The organism is Pseudomonas sp. C 49-2 (assembly GCF_003970195.1).
In the GTDB taxonomy this organism is placed as follows: domain Bacteria; phylum Pseudomonadota; class Gammaproteobacteria; order Pseudomonadales; family Pseudomonadaceae; genus Aquipseudomonas; species Aquipseudomonas canadensis.
The window spans coordinates 43,164-67,550 of record NZ_RXYG01000001.1 but is presented as its reverse complement, the minus strand read 5'-3'; the positions used below and the strand labels follow the sequence as shown (position 1 = coordinate 67,550).

The window sequence follows — 24,387 nt, the reverse complement described above, 5'->3', positions numbered from 1 at the left end:
ACGTGGCGACCATCATGAAGAAAGTGGATGCAGTAATCGTAGGATTCGGCTGGACCGGCGCGATCATGGCCAAGGAACTGACGGAAGCAGGCCTCAACGTGGTAGCGCTGGAGCGCGGCCCGATGCAGGACACTTATCCGGACGGCAACTATCCCCAGGTCATCGACGAATTGACCTACAGCGTGCGTAAGAAACTCTTCCAGGATATCTCCAAGGAGACGGTGACCATTCGTCATAGCGTGAATGACGTCGCCCTGCCCAACCGTCAGTTGGGGGCGTTCCTGCCGGGCAATGGTGTGGGCGGCGCGGGTCTGCACTGGTCGGGCGTGCATTTCCGTGTCGACCCGATCGAGTTGCGCATGCGCAGCCACTACGAGGAACGCTACGGCAAGCACTTCATTCCCAAGGACATGACCATTCAGGACTTCGGCGTGAGCTACGAAGAGCTGGAGCCGTTCTTCGACTACGCGGAAAAAGTCTTTGGCACTTCTGGGCAAGCCTGGACCGTCAAAGGCCAACTGGTCGGCGAAGGCCGTGGCGGCAACCCGTATGCGCCCGACCGTTCCAACCCGTTCCCGTTGGAGTCGCAGAAAAACACCGTCTCCGCACAGCTGTTTCAGAAAGCGGCTAGTGAAGTGGGTTACAAACCCTACAACCTGCCGTCTGCCAACACCTCGGGGCCTTACACCAACCCCTATGGCGCCCAGATGGGCCCTTGCAACTTCTGCGGTTTTTGCAGCGGCTACGTGTGCTACATGTATTCCAAAGCCTCGCCGAACGTGAACATCCTGCCAGCGCTGCGCCAGGTGCCGAACTTTGAACTGCGGCCCAACTCCCACGTGCTCAAGGTCAACCTCGACAGCACCAAGAGCAAGGCCACTGGCGTGACTTACATCGACGCCCAGGGCCGGGAGTGCGAGCAACCGGCGGACTTGGTGATCCTCGGCGCGTTCCAGTTCCATAACGTGCGTTTGATGCTGCTCTCCGGCATTGGCAAGCCCTACGACCCGATCACCAACGAGGGCGTGGTGGGCAGAAACTTCGCCTACCAGAACATGGCGACCATCAAGGCGTTCTTCGACAAAGACACTCACACCAACAACTTCATCGGTGCGGGTGGCAACGGCGTGGCCATTGATGACTTCAACGCCGACAATTTCGACCACGGGCCTCATGGTTTTGTGGGCGGTTCGCCGATGTGGGTAAACCAGGCTGGCAGCCGACCGATTGCCGGTACGTCAAACCCGCCGGGCACTCCGGCCTGGGGCAGTGCCTGGAAGCGTGCCACCGCCGATTACTACACCCACCAGGTGTCGATGGATGCCCACGGTGCCCATCAGTCCTACCGGGGTAACTACCTGGATCTGGACCCGGTGTACCGCGATGCCTACGGCCAGCCCTTGCTGCGGATGACGTTTGATTGGCAGGAAAACGACATCAAGATGAACCGCTTCATGGTCGAGAAAATGGGCAAGGTCGCTGAGGCGATGAACCCCAAGGCCATTGCTGTGCTCGGCAAAAAAGTCGGCGAGCATTTCAACACGGCGTCGTACCAGACCACCCACTTGAACGGTGGCGCGATCATGGGCGCCGACCCGAAAACCAGTGCGTTGAATCGCTACCTGCAGTGCTGGGATGTGCACAACGTGTTTGTCCCAGGCGCATCCGCTTTCCCACAAGGTTTGGGCTACAACCCTACAGGCTTGGTGGCAGCGTTGACCTACTGGTCGGCGCGGGCAATCCGTGAGCAGTATCTGAAAAACCCCGGCCCACTGGTTCAGGCATAAGGAGCGATGACCATGAAAGCACTTGTTATCGCGACCTTCGCGCTTTTCAGCAGCTGCTCTGTCAGCGCCGCTGAAACGGACTTGATCAAGCAAGGTGAATACCTGGCCCGCGCGGGTGACTGCGTGGCTTGCCACACGGCCAAAGGTGGTAAACCCTTTGCCGGCGGCCTGCCAATGGAAACCCCGATTGGCGTGATCTATTCCACCAACATCACCCCGGACAAGACCGGTCTGGGCGACTACAGCTTCGAGGACTTCGACAAGGCCGTGCGCCATGGCGTCGCCAAGAGCGGCAGTACGCTTTACCCGGCGATGCCCTACCCGTCTTACGCACGCGTCAGCGACAGCGATATGCAGGCGTTGTATGCGTACTTCATGAAAGGTGTCGAGCCCGTCGCCCAGGAGAACAAGGACAGCGACATTCCGTGGCCTTTGAGCATGCGCTGGCCGTTGGCGGCATGGCGCTGGATGTTTGCGCCTTCTGTCGAGGAGCATCAGGCCCAAGCCGCCGACCCGGTCATCAGCCGAGGCGCCTACCTGGTGGAAGGCCTTGGCCATTGCGGTGCGTGCCACACGCCGCGGGCGTTGACCATGCAGGAAAAAGCCCTGAGTGCCACTGACGGAAACGCCTTCTTGTCCGGCAGCGCGCCGCTGGAAGGTTGGATCGCCAAGAGCCTGCGCGGTGACCACAAGGATGGCCTCGGCAGCTGGAGCGAGGAACAACTGGTGCAGTTCCTCAAAACCGGCCGCAGTGACCGCAGCGCGGTGTTTGGTGGCATGAGCGACGTTGTCGTCCACAGCATGCAGTACATGTCGGAAAATGACCTGACCGCTATCGCCCGTTACCTCAAGAGCCTGCCGGCGGTGGATCCCAAGGATCAGCCGCATCAGTACGACAAGCAAGCGGCCGAGGCGTTATGGAAAGGCGATGACAGCCAGCGCGGCGCCTCGGTGTACATCGACAACTGCGCGGCTTGCCACCGTACCGACGGCCATGGCTACACGCGGGTGTTTCCGGCGCTGGCGGGCAACCCAGTGTTGCAAACGGCGGATGCCACGTCGTTGATCAACATCGTGTTGAACGGCGGCACTTTGCCGGCGACCCACGCGGCACCGTCGACCTTCACCATGCCGGCGTTCGCCTGGCGGCTGTCGGATCAGGAAGTGGCGGATGTGGTCAGCTTCATACGTGGCAGTTGGGGCAATCAGGGCGCGCCGGTGAAGGCCAGCGATGTGAAGGACCTGCGCCACAACGATATGCGCACCACCTCCGGCGATGACCTGGGGCAAGTGACGCAGAAGCAATGAGGCTTGCCTGACCGCCAAACGGCACTGGTCAGAACCCTCGCGCCTCGATACTGTATATAAAAACAGTATCGAGGCGCTTTCATGTCTACTCCGCTGCCGCCCCGTGGCCGGGGCACGGCCACCAATCTGCATAACCGTTTTGCGCCTACCGTCAGCGTGGCCGAGGATGACGGCTGGTTCCAGGAAGTGCCACCGACCCAGGGCACCGAAGTGCGTATCGAAACGGCCAAGAGCATCATCACCCGTAACAACTCGCCGGACTTGCCGTTCGATCGCTCCATCAACCCTTATCGTGGCTGCGAGCATGGCTGTATCTACTGCTACGCACGGCCCAGCCATGCCTATTGGGACATGTCGCCGGGGTTGGATTTCGAAACCAAACTGATCGCCAAGACCAACGCCGCGGACGTGTTGGAGCAGCAGCTTTCGAAGCCAGGCTATGTGTGCGCGCCGATCAACCTGGGCTCCAATACCGACCCGTACCAGCCGGTCGAGCGCGAGTACAGGATTACCCGGCAAACCCTCGAAGTGCTCCTGCGCTATCGACACCCGGTGACCATCATCACCAAGGGCTCGCTGATTCTGCGAGACCTGGACCTGCTCACCGAGTTGGCGCGCCGGCGATTGGTGGCGGTGATGATCAGCCTCACCAGCCTGGACGATGAACTCAAGCGCATCCTGGAGCCACGCACGGCAGCACCCAAGGCGCGGTTGCGGGCGATTCGGGTGATGCGTGAGGCGGGGATTCCGGTGGGCGTGCTGTGTTCGCCGATGATTCCGATGATCAACGACAGCGAATTGGAGAGCCTGCTGACCGAGGCCCATGCTGCGGGCGCGCAAAGCGCGGCGTACATGATGCTGCGCTTGCCGTTGGAGGTGGCACCGTTGTTCGAGGAGTGGCTGGCGGCGCACTACCCGCAGCGCGCGGCCCATGTGATGAGCTTGGTGCGCCAGGTGCGTGGCGGTGAGGTGTATGACAGTCGCTTCGGCGTACGCATGCGCGGTGAAGGGCCGTTTGCCGATTTGCTGGCCCAGCGCTTCAGCAAGGCAATCAAGCGCCTGGGGCTTAATCAGCGAGAAGGTTTCAATCTGGATTGCACTGCGTTCTGTCCACCGGGCAGGCAGATGGCTTTGTTGTAGACTTAAGAGGAGGAATGCACCCTTCCTGTAAGAATAGTCGCGTTTTGATATCACTGAAACCCGCGATCTAGAGCGGTTCATTCAGTTTGAGTTAAGTTTCGGCGGGTACCTTGTTCAGCGAGTGACTGATAAGTCGGCGGCCCGGGTTTGAGGCGTTTGCAACTGTTCGCCTGGCCCGGCGTCGAACTGATTTGAACACTCCCCTGCATTAATCAAGAGGATGAATCATGAGTGACAAGGATAAACAGCCGTTGGCTGCGTCGGCTTCTGCCTCTCCGGTGGCTGAAACCGCCGATGCAGCGTTGCAGCATATCGTTGACGGCTTTTTGCATTTCCATCACGACGTCTTCCCCCAGCAGGAAGAACTCTTCAAGAAACTCGCCACGGCCCAAAGCCCGCGTGCGATGTTCATTACCTGTGCCGACTCGCGCATCGTGCCTGAGTTGATCACACAAAGTTCGCCTGGCGACCTGTTCGTGACGCGTAACGTCGGTAACGTAGTGCCGCCTTACGGCCAGATGAACGGTGGTGTGTCCACGGCTATCGAGTACGCGGTGCTGGCCCTGGGCGTGCAGCACATCATTGTCTGCGGGCACTCCGATTGCGGCGCCATGCGTGCGGTACTCAACCCCGCCAGCCTGGAGAAGATGCCAACAGTCAGGGCCTGGCTGCGGCACGCCGAGGTCGCAAGGTCCATGGTCGAGGACAACTGCGACTGTGCCAATGAAGGCGAGAGCATGAAAGTGCTGACTGAAGAAAACGTCATCGCCCAGTTGCAACACTTGCGCACCCACCCTTCCGTGGCTTCGCGCATGGCCAATGGTCAGCTGTTTATCCATGGCTGGATCTACAACATCGAGACCAGTGAAATCCGGGCCTACGATGCGGACCAGTCAGCGTTCCGATCGCTGAGCGGCGACGGGCCGATTCCTTCCGCGACGCCTAAAGCGCGCTTCTAAAACACTTCCCTGCCGGGTAAAGCGGTGGCTGCCATGGACGCAGCCAGGCTTTGCCGCGCCCGGCGAATGCCTCGGGAGAGTCATCATGCGTGCTGCTCAATTGAAAGCTGTACTGCCACGGGAGCTGCTGGCTTCCGTGGTTGTGTTTCTGGTCGCCCTGCCCCTGTGCATGGGGATCGCGATTGCCTCCGGCATGCCCCCGGCAAAAGGCCTGATCACCGGGATCATCGGTGGCCTGGTGGTGGGTTGGCTGGCGGGATCGCCGCTGCAGGTCAGTGGTCCGGCGGCGGGCTTGGCGGTGTTGGTGTTCGAGCTGGTGCGCCAGCACGGCATGCTGATGCTGGGGCCGATCCTGTTGCTGGCGGGCTTCCTGCAATTGGTGGCCGGGCGGTTGCGCCTGGGTTGCTGGTTCCGCGTCACAGCGCCGGCGGTGGTGTACGGCATGCTGGCGGGGATTGGCGTGTTGATTGTGCTATCCCAGATTCACGTGATGCTCGACGGCGCGCCCAAGCCTTCCGGGCTGGATAACCTGGCGGGGTTCCCGGCGGCGTTGGCCGAGGCGATCCCAGCCCTGGGCGGTGGCCTGGGGTGGCAGGCGGGATTGCTCGGCTTGTCGACGATGCTGGTGATGTACGCCTGGGATAAATTACGCCCGCAACGCCTGCGCTTTGTGCCGGGGGCCTTGTTGGGGGTGGGCCTGACTACCGTGGTCAGCCTGGTGCTGGCGCTGCAGGTCAAGCGCGTGGAAGTCCCGGAAAACCTCGCGGATGCGATTGACTGGCTGCGCCCCAGTGACTTGCTGAACCTGGCCGATCCGCAACTGCTGATCGCCGCCTTTGCCGTGGCGTTTATTGCGAGCGCCGAAACCCTGCTTTCCGCTGCGGCGGTCGATCGTATGCACAGTGGTCAGCGTTCTGATTTTGACAAGGAATTATCTGCCCAAGGTGTAGGCAACATGCTCTGTGGTCTGGTCGGTGCCTTGCCGATGACCGGTGTGATTGTGCGCAGCTCGGCTAACGTGCAGGCCGGTGCGACCACCCGTCTGTCGGCTATGTTCCACGGCCTGTGGCTGCTGGCGTTCGTGCTGTTGCTGTCGAGTGTGCTGCAAAGTATTCCGGTGGCGAGCCTGGCGGGTGTGTTGGTGTACACCGGGATCAAGTTGGTGGACATCAAGGCGTTCAAGGCACTGGGACGTTATGGGCGGATGCCGATGTTTACCTACGCGGCCACGGCGTTGGCGATCATCTTTACCGACCTGCTGACCGGTGTGCTGGTGGGCTTCGGGTTGACGTTGGTCAAGCTGGCGTTCAAGGCGTCACGCCTGAAAGTGAGCCTGATCGATTTGCCCCAGGAGGGTGAAATGGAGCTGCGTCTGACGGGCGCGGCTACTTTCCTGAAAGTGCCGGCGCTGACCCAGGTGCTGTCGGCGGTGCCGACAGGGACGACCTTGCATGTGCCGTTGAGCAACCTGAGTTACATCGACCATTCCTGCCTGGAGTTGCTGGAGGAATGGGGGCGAGCCAATGCGGCCAAGGGCTCGACGCTGGTGATCGAGGCGCGTGGGTTGAAGCGAAGGCTGGAAGGTCGGGTCAGGATGACGACGGGGATAGGTTCCGCGCCAGCCTAACCACCAAGCAACCTTGTGGGAGCCGGGCAAACCCGGCTCCCACATTTGATCGTTTGCGACCCAGGAAATTAAGCCGGCTGATCCAACGTCAGCTCAACCCCCAGCTGCCGCGACAGGCACGGCCAGCGCTTCCACGCCGCTTCCGTATTCGGGCTCTTGAGTGTCTCGCGATAAACCTCCACCGACTCCAGCGCAAAGCTGTCTTCGTTGAGCATTTCATCCACCGCGTGATGCACCGCTTCATCCAGTTGGTTGGCGAAGGTCTCGCCGATCAGCTGGTGGGCGATGACATTGGCCACGGTAGTGTCGGCCGGAATCAACGGCTGGCCAAAGTGCTTGATATACAGATCGTTCACCTCTTCAACCAACCGATGCGCCAGGTAGGCCTCGTCCAGCAGGCTGTCGAGGCCTTCGTGGCCGGCCAGGATCGCGGGCGGTTGCAGAAAGAAATGCTCGGCGATCTTCAGCACCGGCTTGATCTGGCTCTCGATACCGGCCTCGCGGGCCACGTCGTTGGCGGCGTCCAGCAAATCCGGGACGAGGTCGATGTAGGCGCTGACAAAGCGGGTCATGACAATGTTGCGATCACCGTCAGCCAGGGCGATGGCCGAATGCAGGTGCGGCAATTGTTTTTCCAGTTGCTGGGCAAGCTGGCCCGTGCTGGCTTCGTGTTGATGGGCACGGGAAATCTGCTCGCGCAATGCGGCGGTGTTCATGAAAGCTCCAGTGATGCAGGCGTAGGAAAAGGGAGAGGATAAGGTAGCTCGTTTATACGAGCGCCTAAGACGCATTTGTCATAATTATTTCATGGTTATGCGCGCGCGTTATATCGAATTGCCATCGTTCGTCGGATAAACGATTCCGCCCCCGGTTTTAATAGCCCTGACACATCATTTCTACTCATTTGCCCCTACACATTGCGGGGTTGCAGAGCCTGTCTATACTCGGATTTGTACGCGATTAGCTGATGACGCCAGACTGCATAAGCAGGCAAGGCCAGGCGGTTGTAAGCAGTATGGAAGCCGCTCCCTTCGACGCAGGTGCAAACCGGCGGGATAACAAGAACGATAAGGGGAACCCGCAATGATGCGACATCCACACGTTTGGATGGGCCTCCTGTTGTGGTCGGTATTCGGCCAGGCACATGCCGCCTGGACAACGAATATGGCGCCGGGGGCGACAGAAGTCAGTCACGCTGTGTTCGACCTGCACATGACCATATTCTGGATCTGTGTGGTGATCGGCATCATCGTGTTTGGCGCGATGTTCTGGTCGATGATCGTTCATCGCCGGTCCACGGGCCAGGTCGCGGCCAAGTTCCACGAGAGCACCACCGTGGAAATCCTCTGGACGGTGGTGCCCTTGCTGATCCTGATCGCGATGGCCATTCCGGCCACCAAGACCCTGATCAATATCTACGACAGCAGTGAGTCGGATATCGATATCCAGGTCACCGGCTATCAGTGGAAGTGGCATTACAAATACCTGGGCCAGGACGTGGAGTTCTTCAGCAACCTGGCCACGCCCGCCGAGCAGATCCATAACCAGGCCACCAAGGGCGAACATTACCTGCTGGAAGTCGACCAGCCGCTGGTGCTGCCGGTGGGCGCTAAAGTACGCTTCCTGGTAACGGCCGCCGACGTGATCCACTCCTGGTGGGTGCCGGCCTTTGCGGTCAAGCGCGACGCCATTCCCGGCTTCGTCAACGAGGCCTGGACCCGCGTTGAGAAACCCGGCATCTACCGTGGACAGTGCGCCGAACTGTGCGGCAAGGACCACGGCTTCATGCCCATCGTGGTCGAGGTCAAGTCCAAGGCCGACTACGAGACCTGGTTGGGCGAGCGCAAGGCAGAGGCCGCCAAGCTCAAGGAGCTGACCTCCAAAGAGTGGACGCTGGAGGAGCTGGTGGCGCGTGGCGACAAGGTCTACCACACCACCTGCGTGGCCTGTCACCAGGCCGAAGGTCAGGGCTTGCCGCCGATGTTTCCGGCGCTCAAGGGCTCGAAGATCGCCACCGGCCCTGCGGCTGACCACCTGAGCATCGTTTACCACGGCAAGCCCGGCACCGCGATGGCGGCCTTCGGTAAGCAACTCTCGGAAGTGGACATCGCCGCCGTAGTGACCTACGAGCGCAATGCCTGGGGCAACAACAAAGGCGACATGGTCACGCCTAAAGACGTGCTGGCCATCAAGCAGGCGGAAAGCAAATGACCTCTCTCAAGGCGTTTACCTCGACCCGCCCCGCCCACTCGCTTGCAGGAGAACGGCCATGAGCGCTGTGATCGATGACCATGGTCACGCCGACCATGCCCACGGCCCCGCCAAGGGGTTGATGCGCTGGGTGCTGACCACCAACCACAAAGACATCGGCACCATGTACCTGTGGTTCGCCTTTGCCATGTTCCTGCTCGGCGGCTCGTTTGCCATGGTAATCCGCGCCGAGCTGTTCCAGCCCGGCCTGCAGATTGTGCAGCCGGCCTTCTTCAACCAGATGACCACCATGCACGGGTTGATCATGGTGTTCGGCGCGGTGATGCCGGCGTTCGTCGGCCTGGCCAACTGGATGATCCCGCTGATGATCGGCGCCCCCGACATGGCCCTGCCACGCATGAACAACTTCAGCTTCTGGCTGTTGCCGGCAGCGTTCCTGCTGCTGGTCTCGACGCTGTTCACGCCCGGTGGCGGGCCGAACTTTGGCTGGACCTTCTACGCGCCGCTATCCACCACCTATGCCCCGGAAAGCGTGACGTTCTTCATCTTCGCGATCCATCTGATGGGCATCAGTTCGATCATGGGCGCGATCAACGTGGTCGCCACCATTCTCAACCTGCGTGCGCCGGGCATGACCTTGATGAAAATGCCGCTGTTCGTCTGGACGTGGCTGATCACCGCGTTCCTGCTGATCGCGGTGATGCCGGTGCTGGCGGGTTGCGTGACCATGATGCTGATGGACATCCACTTCGGCACCAGCTTCTTCAGTGCGGCTGGCGGTGGTGACCCGGTGCTGTTTCAGCACGTGTTCTGGTTCTTCGGCCATCCCGAGGTATACATCATGATCCTGCCGGCCTTCGGCGCCGTCAGCTCGATCATCCCGACCTTTTCGCGCAAGCCGCTGTTCGGCTACACCTCGATGGTCTACGCCACGGCGAGCATCGCGTTCCTGTCGTTCATCGTGTGGGCGCACCACATGTTCGTGGTGGGCATCCCGCTGGTGGGCGAGTTGTTCTTCATGTACGCCACTCTGCTGATCGCCGTGCCCACGGGGGTGAAGGTGTTCAACTGGGTCAGCACCATGTGGCAAGGCTCGCTGACCTTCGAGACGCCGATGCTGTTTGCCGTGGCGTTCGTGATTCTGTTCACCATCGGCGGCTTTTCCGGGCTGATGTTGGCGATTGCACCGGCGGATTTCCAGTACCACGACACCTATTTCGTGGTGGCGCATTTCCATTACGTACTGGTGCCTGGCGCAATCTTCGGCATCTTCGCCTCGGCCTACTACTGGCTGCCGAAATGGACCGGCCACATGTACGACGAAACCCTGGGCAAGCTGCATTTCTGGCTGTCCTTCGTGGGCATGAACATGGCGTTTTTCCCGATGCACTTCGTCGGGCTGGCGGGGATGCCGCGGCGAGTGCCGGACTACAACTTGCAGTTCGCCGATTTCAACATGGTCTCGTCGATTGGCGCGTTCATGTTCGGCGCCACGCAGATCTTCTTCCTGTTCATTGTGATCAAGTGCATCCGTGGCGGTACACCCGCACCGGCCAAGCCTTGGGACGGCGCCGAAGGCCTGGAGTGGAGCATCCCTTCGCCGGCGCCGTACCACACCTTCACCACCCCGCCGGAGGTCAAATGAACACCTTGGTGCAGGCCGACACGGTCTCCTGTGGGAGCTGGCTTGCCTGCGATGGGGGTGTGGCAGTGGGTAGATTCGGTGCCTGGCACACCGCTATCGCAGGCAAGCCAGCTCCCACAGAAAATCAAAAGCGGGGTAGTCGCCATGGCTGAGTCCGTGCCTATCAAGCGCCTGGTTACTCGGCTGCTCATCCTGGTGGTGGCGATGTTCGCCTTCGGCTTTGCCCTGGTGCCGATCTACGACGTGATGTGCAAAGCGTTCGGTATCAATGGCAAGACGGCCGGGCAGTACGAGGGTGAACAGGTTGTCGATGCTTCACGCCAGGTGCGGGTGCAGTTCCTATCTACCAACGCCATCGACATGGTCTGGGATTTTTACGCCAAGGCTGACGAAGTGGTAGTCAATCCGGGCGCGGTGACCGAGATGTTGTTCGTGGCCCACAACCCCACCGACAAGCCGATGACTGCCCAGGCCGTGCCCAGTATTTCCCCGGCCGAAGCGGCGATGTACTTCCACAAGACCGAGTGCTTTTGCTTTACCCAGCAAGTGCTGCAACCGGGCCAGCGCATTGAGATGCCGGTGCGTTTCATTGTCGACCGCGACATGCCCAAGGATGTGAAGCATCTGACCCTGGCGTACACGCTGTTTGATATTACTGCGCGCCAACCGCCGGTGGCTGCCCACAGCGGCGGCTAGCTACTGTTTGCCCCCTCAATCAGGAGAGCGAATACATGTCGTCTCATGATACGTACTACGTACCAGCGCAAAGCAAATGGCCAATAATTGCCACGTTTGGCCTGTTGATCACGGTGTACGGGCTGGGCCTGTGGTTCAACGACCTCAAGGCCGCGCGGGCGGAATCCCACGGCCCGTGGATCTTTTTCGTCGGCGGGCTGTTATTGGCCTACATGCTGTTCGGCTGGTTCGGCGCGGTGATCAAGGAAAGCCGCGCCGGTTTGTACAGTTCGCAGATGGATCGCTCGTTCCGCTGGGGCATGACCTGGTTCATCTTTTCCGAGGTGATGTTCTTTATCGCCTTCTTCGGTGCGCTGTTTTATGTGCGACACATGTCGGCGCCCTGGCTGGCGGGTGAAGGCTCAAAGGGCATTGCGCACATGCTGTGGCCGAACTTCGAGTTTGCCTGGCCGTTGCTGAACAACCCCGACCCGAAAATGTACCCGGCACCGGAAGGCACCATCAGCCCGTGGGGCCTGCCGCTGGTGAACACTATTCTGCTGGTGAGTTCCAGCGTGACCATCACCATCGCCCACCACGCGCTGCGCAAAGGTCATCGCGGCGCGCTGAAACTCTGGTTGGCGATCACCGTGCTGCTGGGCCTGGCGTTCCTGGGGTTTCAGGCCGAGGAATACATCCACGCCTATAAAGAGCTGGGCCTGACCTTGGGCTCGGGGGTGTATGGCGCGACGTTCTTCATGCTCACCGGTTTCCACGGTGCCCACGTCACCATCGGCACGATCATTCTGTTCGTGATGCTGATGCGCATCCTCAAGGGGCACTTCAATGCCGAGCACCAGTTCGGTTTCGAGGCGGCCAGTTGGTATTGGCACTTTGTGGATGTGGTGTGGATCGGGCTGTTTTTCTTCGTCTATGTGCTGTGAAAAGCCTTACCACGGTGCATGAGACACCAGCTGGCCGCTGAAAAAGCCCCAGGCGATCAGCGCCACGGTGATCACGGCCAGTACGACACGCACGGTCAAGGCAGTGACGAGGCGATTAGAGTTGCCCTCGTCCTTGACCAGAAAGAACAAGCCACTGAACAGGCTCACAACGGTCGCGATCAGCATCAGGGCAATAGCGGCTTTGAGCATGGTCTGGCTCCAATGGGATGGGCGGGCAATGAAAACAAGTATAGCCAGCGCCATAAAATGCTTTCGGCCAGGAATCGCACCGACATTGGTGGTGTTGGTGCTGCTGCCGTTGATGGTCGGCCTGGGGTTCTGGCAGTTGTCTCGCGGCCATGAAAAACAGCTGCTGGTGGACAGCTACGCCGAGCGGCGCGCGGCTGATCCGATCAGCAGCGCGCAACTGAACGACACGACCGATCCAGCCTTCCGCCGCGTTCGTCTGCGCGGCCAATTCGACGCCGAGCACAGCGTATTCCTCGACAACCGCATGCGCGACGGCAAGGCCGGCGTAGAGCTGCTGCAACCCTTCCACGACCAGGCCAGTGGCCTGTGGCTGTTGCTCAATCGCGGTTGGCTGCCCTGGCCGGATCGGCGCACGCCACCCGCCTTCACCACGCCGGATCAGCCGGTGAATCTCGATGCCTGGGTGTACGTCGCTCCTGGCGAAACCTTCCAGTTGCACCCGGACCCCACGACTGCGCAATGGCCGCGTCTGCTCACGGCCTTGCACCCTGCCGCGCTCTGGGCCGAGTTGGGTCGCAACGGTTTCGCCTATGAGTTGCGGGCCGAAGCCGGCCTCGGCACCTACGAAACCACCTGGCCGATCGTCGCCATGGGCCCGGAAAAACACTTGGCGTATGCCGTGCAGTGGTTCGCCATGTCGCTGGCGTTGCTCGCGCTTTACCTCTACCTCGGATGGCACAACAAAAAGGAGAAGCCCCATGGGAGCGGCCACGAATCCACTCAACATGTCTGAAGCCCCGAATCGGCGCAAAGGCCGCTGGCAGTTGATCCTGATCCTGATGATGGTGATCGGCCCGATGGCGCTGGCCACCTTCATGTACAAGCTGCAGTTCTGGGTGCCTGAAAGCCGCAGCTATCACGGCGAGATGATCGGCAACGGCCAGACCCGCGCCGATATTGGCGTACAAACCGATGAGCAGCGCTGGCAACTGCTGGTGACCGCGCCCACCGTCTGTGCGGCGGATTGCCAGCAACTGGTGTACCTCGCACGGCAACTGCAAATCAGCCTAGGCCGTGATGCCTCCCGCGCCAGCCATGCCTTGGCCAGCGCGCAGCCGGTGAGCGCGGAGTATGAAACCAAGCTGAAAGTTGAATACCCGCAACTGCAACGCTACCCGCTGGATTTGCCGACCTTCAGCAAAGGCGCCGCCGCGCCGGGTGACGCGCAGCTGTGGATCGTCGATCCCCACGGCAACCTGGTGTTGCGTTACGACGCCAAGGTCAAGGGCAAGGATTTGCTCAACGACCTGCGCCACCTGCTGAAACTGTCGAACATCGGATAAGGGCACCGTCATGGCCAAACCTGGATTTCGCCTCGCGTTGTTTGCCACCTTGTTGGCTTTGATCGTCGTGCTGCTCGGCGCCTATACGCGCCTGACTCACGCGGGCCTGGGTTGCCCGGATTGGCCGGGCTGCTACGGCTTCATCAGCGTGCCCAAGACCGAAGCCCAGTTGGCCCATGCCGAGCTGCATTTCCCCGACACGCCGGTGGAGGCCGACAAGGGCTGGGCCGAGATGACTCATCGCTACTTCGCTGGCACCCTGGGCTTGCTGATTGTGTTGCTGGCCGCGCGTTCCTGGAGTCATCGGCGTGATCCGGGCCAGCCGGTGAAGCTGCCGCTGTTCCTGCTGGCGGTGGTGTTTGCCCAGGCGGCGTTTGGCATGTGGACGGTGACGCTGAAGTTATGGCCGCAGGTGGTGACGGGGCATTTATTGGGCGGCTTTGCGACCTTGAGCCTGCTGTTTCTGCTGACCCTGCGCTTGTCCGGCGTGTTGCCCGCGTTGATCGTGCCCAAGCGTCTGCAATATTGGGCGACGGCGGGCCTGGTGCTGGTGATCGGCCAGATTGCGCTGGGGGGCTGGGTCAGTTCCAACTACGCGGCGGTGGCCTGTGTTGATCTGCCGACGTGCCATGGCGAATGGTGGCCGGCAGCGGATTTCGCCAACGGATTTCATCTCACCCAGCACATCGGGCCCAACTACCTGGGCGGTCAGTTGGACAGTGAAGCGCGCACCGCCATCCACCTGACCCACCGCATCGGCGCCGTCATCGTCAGCCTGGTGTTGCTCGGCCTGGCCTGGCAATTGCGCGCGGTGGGCATGACGCGTTTGACGGGTTTATTGCTGGTCGCCCTGGCCGCGCAAATCTGCCTGGGCCTGAGCAATGTGGCTTTCGGGCTGCCGCTGGCGGTGGCTGTAGGCCATAACGCCGGGGGCGCCGCGTTGTTGCTCAGTCTGGTGCTGGTCAATTACCACGCCCGCACCAGCCTGGTCCGGGTGCGCAACCAACTGCCGTTCGGCTGGCGTTTTATACCGCGCAAACATGTATCGGGCCTCATCACGCTTAAAGGAGAGATGCCATGGCGACCTTGATCGGCGCGCGTCACGGCCAGGCAATCTGGCGTGACTACCTGGAGCTGACCAAGCCGAAAGTGGTGGTGTTGATGCTCATTACCTCATTGGTGGGCATGTTCCTGGCGACCCGTGCGGGTGTACCGTGGACGGTGTTGGTGTTCGGCAACCTGGGGATTGCTCTGTGCGCGGGCGGCGCGGCGGCGGTGAACCATGTGGTGGACCGGCGGATCGACGCCGTAATGGCGCGCACCCATAAGCGGCCGTTGGCAGAGGGCCGTGTATCACCGCTGGCGGCGCTGGCCTTTGCATTGTTTCTAGCTGTTGCAGGATTGGCGCTGCTGCTGGCGTTCACCAACCCGCTGGCAGCCTGGCTGACGTTGGCTTCGCTGTTGGGATATGCCGTGATCTATACCGGCTTTCTCAAGCGGGCGACGCCGCAGAATATCGTCATCGGTGGATTGGCAGGTGCTGCGCCGCCCTTGCTGGGCTGGGTCGCGGTCACCGGGCATATCAGCGCCGAGCCCCTGCTGCTGGTGCTGATCATCTTCGCCTGGACCCCGCCGCACTTCTGGGCCCTGGCCATTCACCGTAAGGAGGAATACGCCAAGGCCGATATTCCGATGTTGCCGGTCACTCACGGTGAGCATTACACCAAGGTGCATATCCTGCTCTACACCTTCGCCCTGCTGGCGGTGAGCCTGATGCCCTATGTGATCCACATGAGTGGCCTGCTGTACCTTGCGTGTGCACTGGTATTGGGCGGGCGCTTTCTGCAATGGGCCTGGGTGTTGTACCGTGGCGGTCGGCCGCACGCGGCGATCAACACCTTCAAGTACTCTATCTGGTACTTGCTGCTGCTGTTTATCGCGCTGCTCCTCGACCACTACCTACTGTTGAACCTATGACTCGAACTCAAAAAACTGTCTTCATCCTGGTGGCCCTGGTGGCATTGATCATGGGCCTGACCGTTAACAAAGTGCTATCGGGCAAGGGCCAGGGCGACCCCACTGCCTTGATCGACGCCGGCATCATCCTGTTGCCGCAAAGCCGCCAGCTGCCGCCGGTGACCATGACCAATCAGGAAGGCCAGTCGGTGGTGGTCAACGAATTGAAAGGCAAGTGGAGCCTGCTGTTTTTCGGCTACACCTTCTGCCCGGACATCTGCCCGACCACCCTCGCCCAACTGCGCCAGATCAAGAGCGAACTGCCCAAGGACGTTGTGGATAAGTTGCAGGTGATTTTGGTCAGCGTCGATCCGCATCGCGACACGCCGACTCAGCTCAAGCAGTACCTGGGTTACTTCGATCCGCAGTTCCAAGGCCTGACCGGTGCAAATGTGGAGGAGGTGCAGAAGGTGTCGAATGCGGTGAGCATTCCGTTCATTCCGGCGGATACCAGCAAGCCCAACTACACCGTCGACCACAGCGGAAACCTGGCGCTGATCGGGCCGGATGGAACCCAGCGTGGGTTCATCCGTGCGCCGTTGAACAACCAGAAGCTGGTGGCGCAGTTGCCGGGGCTGTTGAAGCGCAACTAACAGGCGACACCAAACAAATGTGGGAGGGGCAAGTCGAATCGTCGCACCGCCCCTCCCACATTTTTTGATCTCCAGTGTTTGGGAGATCGGGTTACATCAGAACGCCGGCTTGATTGCGCCTTTGTACTTCTCTTCGATGAATTTCTTCACTTCAGGCGTGTGCAGGGCGGCAACCAGCTTCTTCACGTCGTCCGAGTCCTTGTTGTCTTCGCGGGTCACCAGGATGTTCACGTAAGGCGAGTCGCTGCCTTCGATGACCAGTGCGTCCTGGGACGGGTCCAGCTTGGCTTCCAGCGCGTAGTTGGTGTTGATCAGCGCCAGGTCGACCTGGGTCAGCACGCGCGGCAGGGTCGCGGCTTCCAGTTCACGGAATTTCAGGTTTTTGCTGTTACCGGTGATGTCCTTGATGGTCGACAGGATGTTGGTCGGGTCCTTCAGGGTGATCAGGCCGTTCTTGGCCAGCAGCAACAGCGCGCGGCCGCCGTTGGTGGCGTCGTTCGGGATCACCACGTTGGCGCCGCTTGGCAGCTCATTCAGCTTCTTGTACTTGCTGGAGTAGGCGCCCAGGGGTTCCAGGTGCACGGCGCCAACGCTCACCAGGTGAGTGCCCTTGGCCTTGTTGAACTCATCCAGGTACGGCTGGTGCTGGAAGAAGTTGGCGTCCAGGCGCTTTTCAGCGACTTGTACGTTCGGCTGCACGTAGTCGGTGAAGACTTTGACCTGCAGGTCTACGCCTTCTTTAGCGAGGGCAGGTTTCACGAATTCCAGGATTTCCGCATGGGGCACCGGCGAAGCGGCGACCGTAATGGTCTCGGCGTGGGCGGAAAACGCGGCAACGGCGGCGAAAGCAACCAGTAGTTTTTTCATCCAACAAGCTCCTTGTTCGGGCATGTACCGGCGTGCGGCCGGCAATGGCCGTTATTTTCGAGAAAAGTGCACCACCAGCTTGTCGCCGACGGTTTGCAGAATTTGCACCAGAATCAGCAGCATCACCACGGTGACCACCATCACATCGGTCTGGAAACGCTGGTAACCGAAACGGATGGCCAGGTCACCCAGGCCACCGGCACCGACCACACCGGCCATTGCGGTGTAGGACACCAGTGTAATCGCCGTCACCGTAATCGCCGCGAAAATGCCAGGACGGGCTTCGGGCAGCAAGGCGTTGGTGATGATCTGGCGCGTGCTGGCGCCCATGGACTGGGTGGCTTCGATGATGCCGCGGTCCACTTCACGCAGCGCGGTCTCCACCAGGCGCGCAAAGAATGGCGTCGCACCTACGACCAGCGGCGGAATCGCACCCGCCACGCCCAGCGAAGTGCCGGTGATCAGGACGGTGAACGGGATCATCACGATCAACAGGATGATGAACGGCAGCGAGCGCAGGATGTTCACGATCAACGAGAGCAGCGCGTACAGGCCTTTCTGTTCGAACAGTTGGCGCGGGCTGGTCAGGAACAGCAGCACGCCCAGCGGCAGCCCGAGCACCACGGTGAAGAACAGCGAACCGAACAGCATGGTCATGGTGTCGCCGGTGGCGAGCCAGATTTCAGACCAGTCGATATTGGCGAAGAAACTCAACAGGACGTCCATTAGCGCAGGATCTCCATGTGGACGTCAGCGGCGGTGAAGCGCGCAAAGGCGGCTTCCATGTCGCCACCGGTGACGGCGAGGGTCAATTGCCCGTAAGGGATGTCTTTGATGCGGTCGATACGACCAGCGAGGATGCTGTAGTCCACACCCGTTTCGCGGGCGACGGTGCCCAGCAGCGGCGCGTAGGTCGCTTCGCCCTGGAACGTCAGGCGCACAATACGGCCTGGCACGTGGGCGAAGTCGTCGCGTTGCTCGTTTTCGTCGACCTGCTCGGACTCTTGCACGAAGCGCTTGGTGGTCGGGTGCGTGGGGTGCAGGAATACGTCGGCCACCGAACCTTGCTCGACGATCACGCCAGCGTCCATCACCGCCACTTGGTCGCAGACGCGGCGGATCACGTCCATTTCATGGGTGATCAGCACGATGGTCAGCTTCAACTCGCGGTTGATCTCGGCCAGCAGTTGCAGCACTGAGGCGGTGGTCTGCGGGTCGAGGGCGCTGGTGGCTTCGTCGCACAGCAGGATCTTTGGCTTGGTCGCCAGGGCGCGGGCGATGCCGACGCGTTGCTTCTGGCCACCGGACAACTGCGCTGGGTACTTCTTGGCGTGGTCCGACAGGCCGACACGGGCGAGCAATTCGGCGACGCGCAGGTCGATGTCCCTACGCGACAACTCGCCAGCCAGCGTCAGTGGCAGCGCCACGTTGTCGGCAACAGTCTTGGACGCGAGCAGGTTGAAGTGCTGAAAGATCATCCCGACCTGCTGGCGGAAACGGCGCAGGCCGTTGGCGTCCAGGGCAGTGACTTCTTCGCCATCCACCGTGATCTTGCCGCCACTCGGTTCTTCGAGGCGGTTGATCAGGCGCAGCAGTGTACTTTTGCCCGCGCCGGAATGACCGATCAGACCAAACACCTGGCCGTTCTCGACGGTCAGGCTGGTGGGGTGCAGCGCGGGAATATCCCTACCGGCGACGCGGTAGGTTTTATGGACGTTTTGAAACTCGATCACGTAGCGAACCTTGTGGGGCGCATGGAAAAGGGATCAGCGGTTAGCCGGGCGCGCATTTTAGCCTGTCCGTATAGCGTTTCTTAGCATTTATTTCGCATTCATCCAGCGATTTGGCAATAACGCGATCAAAGGTCATAAAAAAGGAACGGCCCAAAACCTCGTCAGTCACTACTTAAGCAACTCGATTTCCCAGGTGCCGTGCCTGGGGTTTTGCTCAAACGAGCCGGGGATCGCTCTGGCCAATTTGAATAAGGAGTTTTGTCTGATGAGTACCAAGAAGCCAGCCACCCCGCCGAAGAGTGAACTCGCGGGCACCGATACCTTGGACCGTGGCAACACCAACGCCAAGCTGCAGGCCCTGGAGACATTCCGTTCCGATGCGACCGGCCAGGCCCTGCGTACCAACCAAGGCGTGAAGATTTCCGACAACCAGAACACCTTGAAAGTCGGTTCCCGTGGCCCATCGCTGCTGGAAGACTTCATCATGCGTGAAAAAATCACGCACTTTGACCATGAGCGCATCCCGGAGCGCATCGTGCATGCCCGTGGCACTGGCGCCCATGGTTATTTCCAGACGTATGAGAACCATTCGGCGCTGACCAAGGCTGGGTTCCTGCGTGACCCTGGGCATAAAACCCCAGTATTCACGCGCTTTTCCACCGTGCAGGGCCCGCGTGGTTCAGGCGATACGGTGCGTGATGTGCGCGGTTTTGCGGTTAAGTTTTTCACCGAAGAAGGCAACTTCGACCTGGTGGGCAACAACATGCCGGTGTTTTTCATTCAGGACGCGATCAAGTTTCCTGACTTCGTGCACGCCGTAAAGCCTGAACCACACAATGAAATTCCTACCGGCGGATCGGCGCACGATACGTTCTGGGACTTCGTTTCGCTGCAGCCTGAATCCGCTCACATGGTGATCTGGGCAATGTCTGACCGCGCCATTCCAAAAAGCCTGCGCAGCATGCAGGGCTTTGGTGTGCACACCTTCCGACTGGTGAATGCCGAGGGCAAATCCAACTTCGTCAAATTCCACTGGCGCCCTACGGCGGGTACTTGCTCGCTGGTGTGGGACGAGGCGCAGAAGCTGGCCGGTAAAGATACCGACTACCACCGTCGCGATCTCTGGGAAGCCATTGAAATGGGCGACTACCCCGAGTGGGAGTTGGGTGTGCAGGTTATCCCCGAGGATAAGGAGCATGCCTTCGACTTCGACATTCTCGACCCCACGAAGCTGATTCCGGAAGAGCTGGTGCCAATCACCCCGCTGGGCAAGATGGTGCTGAACCGCAACCCTGATAACTTCTTTGCAGAAGTCGAGCAGGTCGCGTTTTGCCCGGGCCATATCGTGCCGGGTATCGACTTCTCCAATGACCCGCTGCTGCAAGGTCGGTTGTTTTCCTACACCGATACACAGATCAGCCGACTGGGCGGCCCGAATTTTCACCAGTTGCCGATCAACCAGCCCGTGACGCCGCTGCACAACAACCAGCGTGATGCCATGCACCGCAGCACCATCGATAAAGGTCGTGCGTCCTACGAGCCGAATTCGATTGATGGCGGCTGGCCTAAAGAAACTCCGCCTGCGGCACAGGATGGTGGCTTCGAGACTTATCCGGAGCGCATCGATGCCCACAAGATCCGTGAGCGCAGCGAGTCATTCGGCGATCACTTCTCCCAGGCGCGCCTGTTCTTCCGAAGCATGAGCAAGCACGAGCAAGAGCACATCATCGCGGCGTATAGCTTTGAGTTGGGCAAGGTAGAGCGTGAGTTTATTCGCGCGCGCCAGGTCAACGAGATCCTGGCGAATATCGACCTGGAGCTGGCCAAGCGCGTGGCCCAGAACCTGGGGCTGCCAGCACCGACCAAAGGCACCGTGCCGGAGCGTCAAACCAAGCCGGAGCGCTCGCCAGCGTTGAGCCAGGCGAACCTGCTACCGGGCGATATCAAGACCCGCAAGGTGGCGATCCTGGCAGCCAATGGCGTGGACGGCGTGGCGATTGCCACATTGAAAAAGGCACTGGAAGCAGAAGGGGCGCACGCCAAGCTGCTGGGGCCAACCTCGGCGCCAGTGAAGACGGCCGATGGCAAGAGCCTGCCGGTGGATGCGTCGATGGAAGGCATGCCGTCCATTGCGTTTGATGCGGTGTTCGTCCCTGGCGGGAAGGACTCGGTGAAAGCCTTGAGCGGTGATGGGGTGGCGTTGCACTTCCTGTTAGAGGCGTACAAGCACCTCAAGGCGATTACAGTCGCCAGTGACGCGAAGCCGTTGTTGGACCTGCTGAAACTTGAGGTGGATGCGGGGCTGATCGTGGGATCGGATACCAAGGCGTTCAAGGCGTTTTTTGCCGCGATCGGCCAGCATCGGGTCTGGGATCGCGAGCCTAAGGCCAAGGCGATTCCAGCTTAAGCTATTGGTTGTCGGTTAGATCGCTATCGCCGGCAAGCCGGCTCCTACAGGTTGAGGGGTAGGAGCCGGCTTGCCGGCGATGCTTTTTTAGTCCGCCTTGCGCGGAATCAGCACGACCTGCGCCGGAATGTTCTTCAGAATCTGCCGGTGAATCTTCAGGTCATACCCCGAATCGATACGCTTCACCCGTTTGGTCAGCAACGTGGCCAGCCACGGGTAATCCTCTGTGCGCGGCGCCTGGATGCTCACGTCGCACTGGTAATTCACCACGTCGGTCGCAATTGCATCCAGCTGGTGGCGCAGTTCTTCGATATTGGTGAGGTTCAGCGCCACGGTGGTGCTTGGCGCCGCTGGGTCGATGACCTTGGCGGCGGGCTTGGCTTCGGCGGCCTTGAGGGCCTCCTCCGCTTTATCCAGCTCCACTTTGCGGGCGTGGGTGATGGCGCTGTTGACGCCGCCGGTCAGTGCGGGCGCCTTGGGCATCAGGGCGCGGGCGCGGCTCAGGGCGGTTGCAGCGGCGTTGACGTCACCCTTTTGCAGCACGATCTGGCTGCGCTGCAGGTAGGCTTCCGCCAACTGACGCTGATAGTTTTCCAGCGCCGGGTCGTTGGGCGACTGGGCTTGCAGTGCCGCCAGTTGGTCTTCGGCAGTGGCCAACTCGCTGCTGGCCAGGTTTTGTTCCAGCTGCGCGATGGCCGCAGCGCGTGCGTCCGGGGCCTCGGGGGCGGCGGGCGGTGTGCTTTGACAGGCGCCCAGCAGCAGGGAAAATGCGGCAAGGAGCAGATAACGGGAGGTGAACGGCTTCATTCCTGCGACTCTCTATTTGCGCAAAAAGCGAGCAAGTCTACACCCCTCGACGGGGCAGGACAAAACTCAGCAGAAACAGGGCGGCGGCCGTGACCACAATCGATGGCCCGGCTGGCGTGTCCTTGAACCAGGACAGCGCCAGGCCCCCGCACACGGCAAGCATCCCCAGCACACTGGCGCCGACCGCCATCTGCTCCGGCGAACGGGCATGGCGCTGGGCGGCGGCTGCGGGAATGATCAGCAGCGATGTGATCAACAATACGCCGACAATCTTCATCGCGACAGCAATCACCACGGCGATCAACAACATCAGGGCCATGCGCAGGCTTGGCACGGGTAAGCCTTCCACCGTGGCCAGTTCTTCATGCACGGTGATTGCCAGCAACGGTCGCCACAGGGCCACCAGCAAGACCAGCACGGCCGCGCTGCCACCGAGGATCCACGCAAGATCAGTGGTGCTGATTGCCAGCAGGTCGCCGAACAGGTAGCCCATCAGGTCGATGCGCACTTCATGCATGAAGCTCAGCACCACCAGGCCCAGGGACAGCGTGCTGGGCGCCAGGATGCCCAGCAACGTGTCGGAGGCCAGTGGCTGGCGTTGTTGCAGGGTCACCAGCAATACCGCCAACAGCAGGCAGCCCACGGTTACCGCAATAGTCGGGCTGACATCCAGCAAAAAGCCCATGGCGACGCCCAAGAGCGCGGCATGTGACAACGTGTCGCCAAAATAGGCCATGCGCCGCCACACCACGAACGAACCTAATGGGCCCGCCACCAACGCCAAAGCCAAGCCTGCCAGCAGGGCGTAGAGCAGAAAATCAGCCATGCTTGCAGCTATCTCCATGAACGTGGGTATGAGGTGTGGCGGGATCGTCGACCACGGCGCCATGCAGGTCATGGGCGTGGTCGTGATGGTGGTGGTAGATCGCCAGGCTCTGGGCGTTCTTGCCGAACAGCTCGACGAAGGCCGGGTCGCCGCTGACTTGTTCCGGGTGGCCAGAGCAGCACACGTGACGGTTGAGGCACACCACCTGGTCGGTGGTGCTCATCACCAGGTGCAAATCGTGGGACACCATCAACACGCCGCAGCCATGGCGGTCGCGCAGACGGGTGATCAGGCTGTACAGCTCGGCCTGGCCGGCGACGTCGACGCCTTGCACGGGTTCATCCAGCACCAGCAGTTCCGGCTCGCGCAACAAGGCACGAGCCAGCAGCACGCGCTGCATTTCGCCGCCGGAGATACTTTGCACCGGGCTGTCGATTACCTGTTCGGCGCCGACTTCTTTGAGCGCCGCTTGCGCGCGGGCACGGTCCACGCCCGGCACCAGGCGCAGGAAGCGCAACACGGACAGTGGCAGGGTCGGGTCCACGTGCAGCTTCTGCGGCATGTAGCCGACCCGCAGCTTGGGCTTGCGCCACACACTGCCGGTGTCGGGCTTGAGCAGGCCGAGTACGGCGCGCACCAGGGTGGTCTTGCCGGCGCCGTTGGGGCCGATCAGGGTGACGATCTGCCCAGGCTCGACGCTTAGCGCGATGTTATCCAACACGGCTTGCCCGGCGAACGTGACCCCGACCTGTTCCAGGCGGATTAACGCGTTGCTCATCAAGCCCCCTGGCAGCCCGCGCACAGGCCGACCACTTCGACCGTTTGCCCTTCGACCCGGAAGCCGACGTCGGCAGAGCTCTTGATAATGGCGTCGCTGATGCTTTTTTGTTCAAGCTCGATGGCGGCGTGGCACTCGCGGCAGATCAGGAACTGGCCCTGGTGCGCGTGTTCCGGGTGGCTACAACCGACAAAGGCGTTCAACGAAGCGATGCGGTGCACCAGGCCGTTTTCCAGCAGGAAGTCGAGCGCACGGTACACGGTTGGCGGCGCGGCGCGGCGGCCATCCTGCTCACTGAGCACGCCCAGGATGTCGTAGGCGCCCAGCGGCTTGTGGCTCTGCCACACCAGTTCCAGCACGCGGCGACGCAAGGCGGTCAGGCGCAGACCCTTCTGTGTGCACAGGGTATCGGCCTCCGACAGCGCGGTATGCACGCAGTGAGAGTGGTCGTGGGGACGGCTGGCAAGCGGTGTTTTAGGCATAAGCGGCGGCAGACATTTGATAGAGACGT

General features: G+C 60.9%; 24 protein-coding genes. 15 read left to right on the top strand and 9 right to left on the bottom strand.

Annotation, left to right across the window (positions count from 1 at the left end):
* Nucleotides 1-2 precede the first annotated feature (2 nt).
* The 5 genes from EJ576_RS00320 to EJ576_RS00300 all read left to right on the top strand — a co-directional run bounded on the left by EJ576_RS00320 (nt 3) and on the right by EJ576_RS00300 (nt 6,821).
* Entirely contained in the window at nt 3-1,787 is a 1,785-nt protein-coding gene (locus tag EJ576_RS00320) for a GMC family oxidoreductase (RefSeq protein ID WP_126569393.1), read from the top strand.
* A 12-nt stretch (nt 1,788-1,799) separates the two neighbouring features.
* Nucleotides 1,800-3,095: a cytochrome c gene (locus EJ576_RS00315; RefSeq protein WP_123478368.1), complete on the top strand. Its 1,296-nt coding sequence runs from the start codon at nt 1,800-1,802 to the stop codon at nt 3,093-3,095.
* Nucleotides 3,096-3,176: 81 nt separating this feature from the next.
* Complete coding sequence (locus tag EJ576_RS29645; protein ID WP_158628940.1) at nt 3,177-4,235, top strand: PA0069 family radical SAM protein; 1,059 nt, start codon at nt 3,177-3,179, stop codon at nt 4,233-4,235.
* Nucleotides 4,236-4,462: 227 nt separating this feature from the next.
* Complete coding sequence (locus EJ576_RS00305; protein ID WP_095014125.1) at nt 4,463-5,194, top strand: carbonic anhydrase; 732 nt, start codon at nt 4,463-4,465, stop codon at nt 5,192-5,194.
* Between the two features lie 85 nt (nt 5,195-5,279).
* Nucleotides 5,280-6,821, top strand: coding sequence for a SulP family inorganic anion transporter (locus EJ576_RS00300; RefSeq protein WP_126569392.1), 1,542 nt, complete (start codon nt 5,280-5,282; stop codon nt 6,819-6,821).
* Nucleotides 6,822-6,889: 68 nt separating this feature from the next.
* On the opposite strand, the gene EJ576_RS00295 is transcribed toward EJ576_RS00300, so the two are convergent.
* Nucleotides 6,890-7,537, bottom strand: a complete 648-nt coding sequence (locus EJ576_RS00295) for a hypothetical protein (RefSeq protein ID WP_126569391.1) — start codon at nt 7,535-7,537, stop codon at nt 6,890-6,892.
* Between the two features lie 367 nt (nt 7,538-7,904).
* Between EJ576_RS00295 and coxB the strand changes: the two genes are divergently transcribed.
* From coxB to EJ576_RS00275, 4 genes are all read left to right on the top strand, one after another.
* Nucleotides 7,905-9,032, top strand: coding sequence for a cytochrome c oxidase subunit II (gene coxB, locus EJ576_RS00290; RefSeq protein ID WP_028618633.1), 1,128 nt, complete (start codon nt 7,905-7,907; stop codon nt 9,030-9,032).
* Nucleotides 9,033-9,090: 58 nt separating this feature from the next.
* A complete protein-coding gene (gene ctaD, locus EJ576_RS00285; protein WP_122730093.1) occupies nt 9,091-10,677 on the top strand; it encodes a cytochrome c oxidase subunit I in 1,587 nt (528 codons plus the stop codon).
* A 144-nt stretch (nt 10,678-10,821) separates the two neighbouring features.
* A complete protein-coding gene (locus EJ576_RS00280; RefSeq protein ID WP_025999925.1) occupies nt 10,822-11,373 on the top strand; it encodes a cytochrome c oxidase assembly protein in 552 nt (183 codons plus the stop codon).
* A 35-nt stretch (nt 11,374-11,408) separates the two neighbouring features.
* Nucleotides 11,409-12,296, top strand: a complete 888-nt coding sequence (locus EJ576_RS00275; protein WP_028618636.1) for a cytochrome c oxidase subunit 3 — start codon at nt 11,409-11,411, stop codon at nt 12,294-12,296.
* 6 nt (nt 12,297-12,302) lie between these two features.
* On the opposite strand, the gene EJ576_RS00270 is transcribed toward EJ576_RS00275, so the two are convergent.
* Nucleotides 12,303-12,506, bottom strand: a complete 204-nt coding sequence (locus EJ576_RS00270) for a twin transmembrane helix small protein (protein WP_016978774.1) — start codon at nt 12,504-12,506, stop codon at nt 12,303-12,305.
* A 28-nt stretch (nt 12,507-12,534) separates the two neighbouring features.
* Here EJ576_RS00270 and EJ576_RS00265 point away from each other — a divergent pair, with 28 nt between their 5' ends.
* Genes EJ576_RS00265 through EJ576_RS00245 form a run of 5 tightly spaced genes read left to right on the top strand, consistent with a single transcriptional unit; the run spans nt 12,535 to nt 16,458 of the window.
* Entirely contained in the window at nt 12,535-13,299 is a 765-nt protein-coding gene (locus tag EJ576_RS00265) for an SURF1 family protein (protein ID WP_126569390.1), read from the top strand.
* Nucleotides 13,265-13,849 (top strand): hypothetical protein, encoded by a 585-nt coding sequence (locus tag EJ576_RS00260; RefSeq protein WP_126569389.1) that lies wholly within the window; start codon nt 13,265-13,267, stop codon nt 13,847-13,849. Before EJ576_RS00265 ends, EJ576_RS00260 begins: the two co-directional genes overlap by 35 nt.
* Before the next feature lie 10 nt (nt 13,850-13,859).
* A complete protein-coding gene (locus EJ576_RS00255; protein WP_126569388.1) occupies nt 13,860-14,939 on the top strand; it encodes a heme A synthase in 1,080 nt (359 codons plus the stop codon).
* Nucleotides 14,927-15,826, top strand: a complete 900-nt coding sequence (gene cyoE, locus EJ576_RS00250) for a heme o synthase (RefSeq protein ID WP_028618640.1) — start codon at nt 14,927-14,929, stop codon at nt 15,824-15,826. The genes EJ576_RS00255 and cyoE overlap by 13 nt, the downstream gene beginning before the upstream one ends.
* A complete protein-coding gene (locus tag EJ576_RS00245; RefSeq protein ID WP_126569387.1) occupies nt 15,823-16,458 on the top strand; it encodes an SCO family protein in 636 nt (211 codons plus the stop codon). Before cyoE ends, EJ576_RS00245 begins: the two co-directional genes overlap by 4 nt.
* A 96-nt stretch (nt 16,459-16,554) precedes the next feature.
* Here the strand turns inward: EJ576_RS00245 and EJ576_RS00240 are convergent, their stop codons facing one another.
* From EJ576_RS00240 to EJ576_RS00230, 3 genes are read right to left on the bottom strand one after another with little or no spacing between them, the layout of a single operon-like run.
* Complete coding sequence (locus EJ576_RS00240) at nt 16,555-17,325, bottom strand: MetQ/NlpA family ABC transporter substrate-binding protein (protein ID WP_126569386.1); 771 nt, start codon at nt 17,323-17,325, stop codon at nt 16,555-16,557.
* Nucleotides 17,326-17,376: 51 nt separating this feature from the next.
* Nucleotides 17,377-18,051, bottom strand: a complete 675-nt coding sequence (locus tag EJ576_RS00235; protein WP_010207814.1) for a methionine ABC transporter permease — start codon at nt 18,049-18,051, stop codon at nt 17,377-17,379.
* The gene (locus tag EJ576_RS00230) at nt 18,051-19,058 is read right to left on the bottom strand and encodes a methionine ABC transporter ATP-binding protein (RefSeq protein WP_122730102.1); all 1,008 of its coding nucleotides are present in this window, start codon (nt 19,056-19,058) and stop codon (nt 18,051-18,053) included. The genes EJ576_RS00235 and EJ576_RS00230 overlap by 1 nt, the downstream gene beginning before the upstream one ends.
* A 193-nt stretch (nt 19,059-19,251) precedes the next feature.
* Here EJ576_RS00230 and katE point away from each other — a divergent pair, with 193 nt between their 5' ends.
* On the top strand, nt 19,252-21,465 hold the full coding sequence (katE, locus tag EJ576_RS00225) for a catalase HPII (protein WP_256656581.1): 2,214 nt from the start codon (nt 19,252-19,254) through the stop codon (nt 21,463-21,465).
* A gap of 87 nt (nt 21,466-21,552) precedes the next feature.
* Here the strand turns inward: katE and EJ576_RS00220 are convergent, their stop codons facing one another.
* The 4 genes from EJ576_RS00220 to EJ576_RS00205 are packed head-to-tail and all read right to left on the bottom strand — an operon-like array spanning nt 21,553 to nt 24,358.
* Entirely contained in the window at nt 21,553-22,272 is a 720-nt protein-coding gene (locus tag EJ576_RS00220; RefSeq protein WP_122730104.1) for a PA5502 family lipoprotein, read from the bottom strand.
* Nucleotides 22,273-22,309: 37 nt separating this feature from the next.
* On the bottom strand, nt 22,310-23,098 hold the full coding sequence (znuB, locus tag EJ576_RS00215; RefSeq protein WP_126569385.1) for a zinc ABC transporter permease subunit ZnuB: 789 nt from the start codon (nt 23,096-23,098) through the stop codon (nt 22,310-22,312).
* Entirely contained in the window at nt 23,091-23,876 is a 786-nt protein-coding gene (gene znuC, locus EJ576_RS00210; protein ID WP_028618647.1) for a zinc ABC transporter ATP-binding protein ZnuC, read from the bottom strand. Before znuC ends, znuB begins: the two co-directional genes overlap by 8 nt.
* Nucleotides 23,876-24,358, bottom strand: a complete 483-nt coding sequence (locus EJ576_RS00205) for a Fur family transcriptional regulator (protein WP_028618648.1) — start codon at nt 24,356-24,358, stop codon at nt 23,876-23,878. The genes znuC and EJ576_RS00205 overlap by 1 nt, the downstream gene beginning before the upstream one ends.
* Between the last annotated feature and the right edge of the window lie 29 nt (nt 24,359-24,387).

Excerpts from the sequence above, each read along its gene's own strand:
- EJ576_RS00295 (WP_126569391.1), bottom strand. The coding sequence starts at position 7,537 with ATGAACACCGCCGCATTGCGCGAGCAGATTTCCCGTGCCCATCAACAC.
- EJ576_RS00300 (WP_126569392.1), top strand. The coding sequence starts at position 5,280 with ATGCGTGCTGCTCAATTGAAAGCTGTACTGCCACGGGAGCTGCTGGCT.
- EJ576_RS00245 (WP_126569387.1), top strand. The coding sequence starts at position 15,823 with ATGACTCGAACTCAAAAAACTGTCTTCATCCTGGTGGCCCTGGTGGCA.
- EJ576_RS00220 (WP_122730104.1), bottom strand. The coding sequence starts at position 22,272 with ATGAAGCCGTTCACCTCCCGTTATCTGCTCCTTGCCGCATTTTCCCTG.
- EJ576_RS00305 (WP_095014125.1), top strand. The coding sequence starts at position 4,463 with ATGAGTGACAAGGATAAACAGCCGTTGGCTGCGTCGGCTTCTGCCTCT.
- EJ576_RS00315 (WP_123478368.1), top strand. The coding sequence starts at position 1,800 with ATGAAAGCACTTGTTATCGCGACCTTCGCGCTTTTCAGCAGCTGCTCT.
- znuC (WP_028618647.1), bottom strand. The coding sequence starts at position 23,876 with ATGAGCAACGCGTTAATCCGCCTGGAACAGGTCGGGGTCACGTTCGCC.
- cyoE (WP_028618640.1), top strand. The coding sequence starts at position 14,927 with ATGGCGACCTTGATCGGCGCGCGTCACGGCCAGGCAATCTGGCGTGAC.
- EJ576_RS00275 (WP_028618636.1), top strand. The coding sequence starts at position 11,409 with ATGTCGTCTCATGATACGTACTACGTACCAGCGCAAAGCAAATGGCCA.
- ctaD (WP_122730093.1), top strand. The coding sequence starts at position 9,091 with ATGAGCGCTGTGATCGATGACCATGGTCACGCCGACCATGCCCACGGC.
- EJ576_RS00260 (WP_126569389.1), top strand. The coding sequence starts at position 13,265 with ATGGGAGCGGCCACGAATCCACTCAACATGTCTGAAGCCCCGAATCGG.
- EJ576_RS29645 (WP_158628940.1), top strand. The coding sequence starts at position 3,177 with ATGTCTACTCCGCTGCCGCCCCGTGGCCGGGGCACGGCCACCAATCTG.
- EJ576_RS00235 (WP_010207814.1), bottom strand. The coding sequence starts at position 18,051 with ATGGACGTCCTGTTGAGTTTCTTCGCCAATATCGACTGGTCTGAAATC.
- EJ576_RS00265 (WP_126569390.1), top strand. The coding sequence starts at position 12,535 with ATGAAAACAAGTATAGCCAGCGCCATAAAATGCTTTCGGCCAGGAATC.
- znuB (WP_126569385.1), bottom strand. The coding sequence starts at position 23,098 with ATGGCTGATTTTCTGCTCTACGCCCTGCTGGCAGGCTTGGCTTTGGCG.
- EJ576_RS00255 (WP_126569388.1), top strand. The coding sequence starts at position 13,860 with ATGGCCAAACCTGGATTTCGCCTCGCGTTGTTTGCCACCTTGTTGGCT.
- EJ576_RS00280 (WP_025999925.1), top strand. The coding sequence starts at position 10,822 with ATGGCTGAGTCCGTGCCTATCAAGCGCCTGGTTACTCGGCTGCTCATC.
- coxB (WP_028618633.1), top strand. The coding sequence starts at position 7,905 with ATGATGCGACATCCACACGTTTGGATGGGCCTCCTGTTGTGGTCGGTA.
- EJ576_RS00205 (WP_028618648.1), bottom strand. The coding sequence starts at position 24,358 with ATGCCTAAAACACCGCTTGCCAGCCGTCCCCACGACCACTCTCACTGC.
- EJ576_RS00240 (WP_126569386.1), bottom strand. The coding sequence starts at position 17,325 with ATGAAAAAACTACTGGTTGCTTTCGCCGCCGTTGCCGCGTTTTCCGCC.
- EJ576_RS00270 (WP_016978774.1), bottom strand. The coding sequence starts at position 12,506 with ATGCTCAAAGCCGCTATTGCCCTGATGCTGATCGCGACCGTTGTGAGC.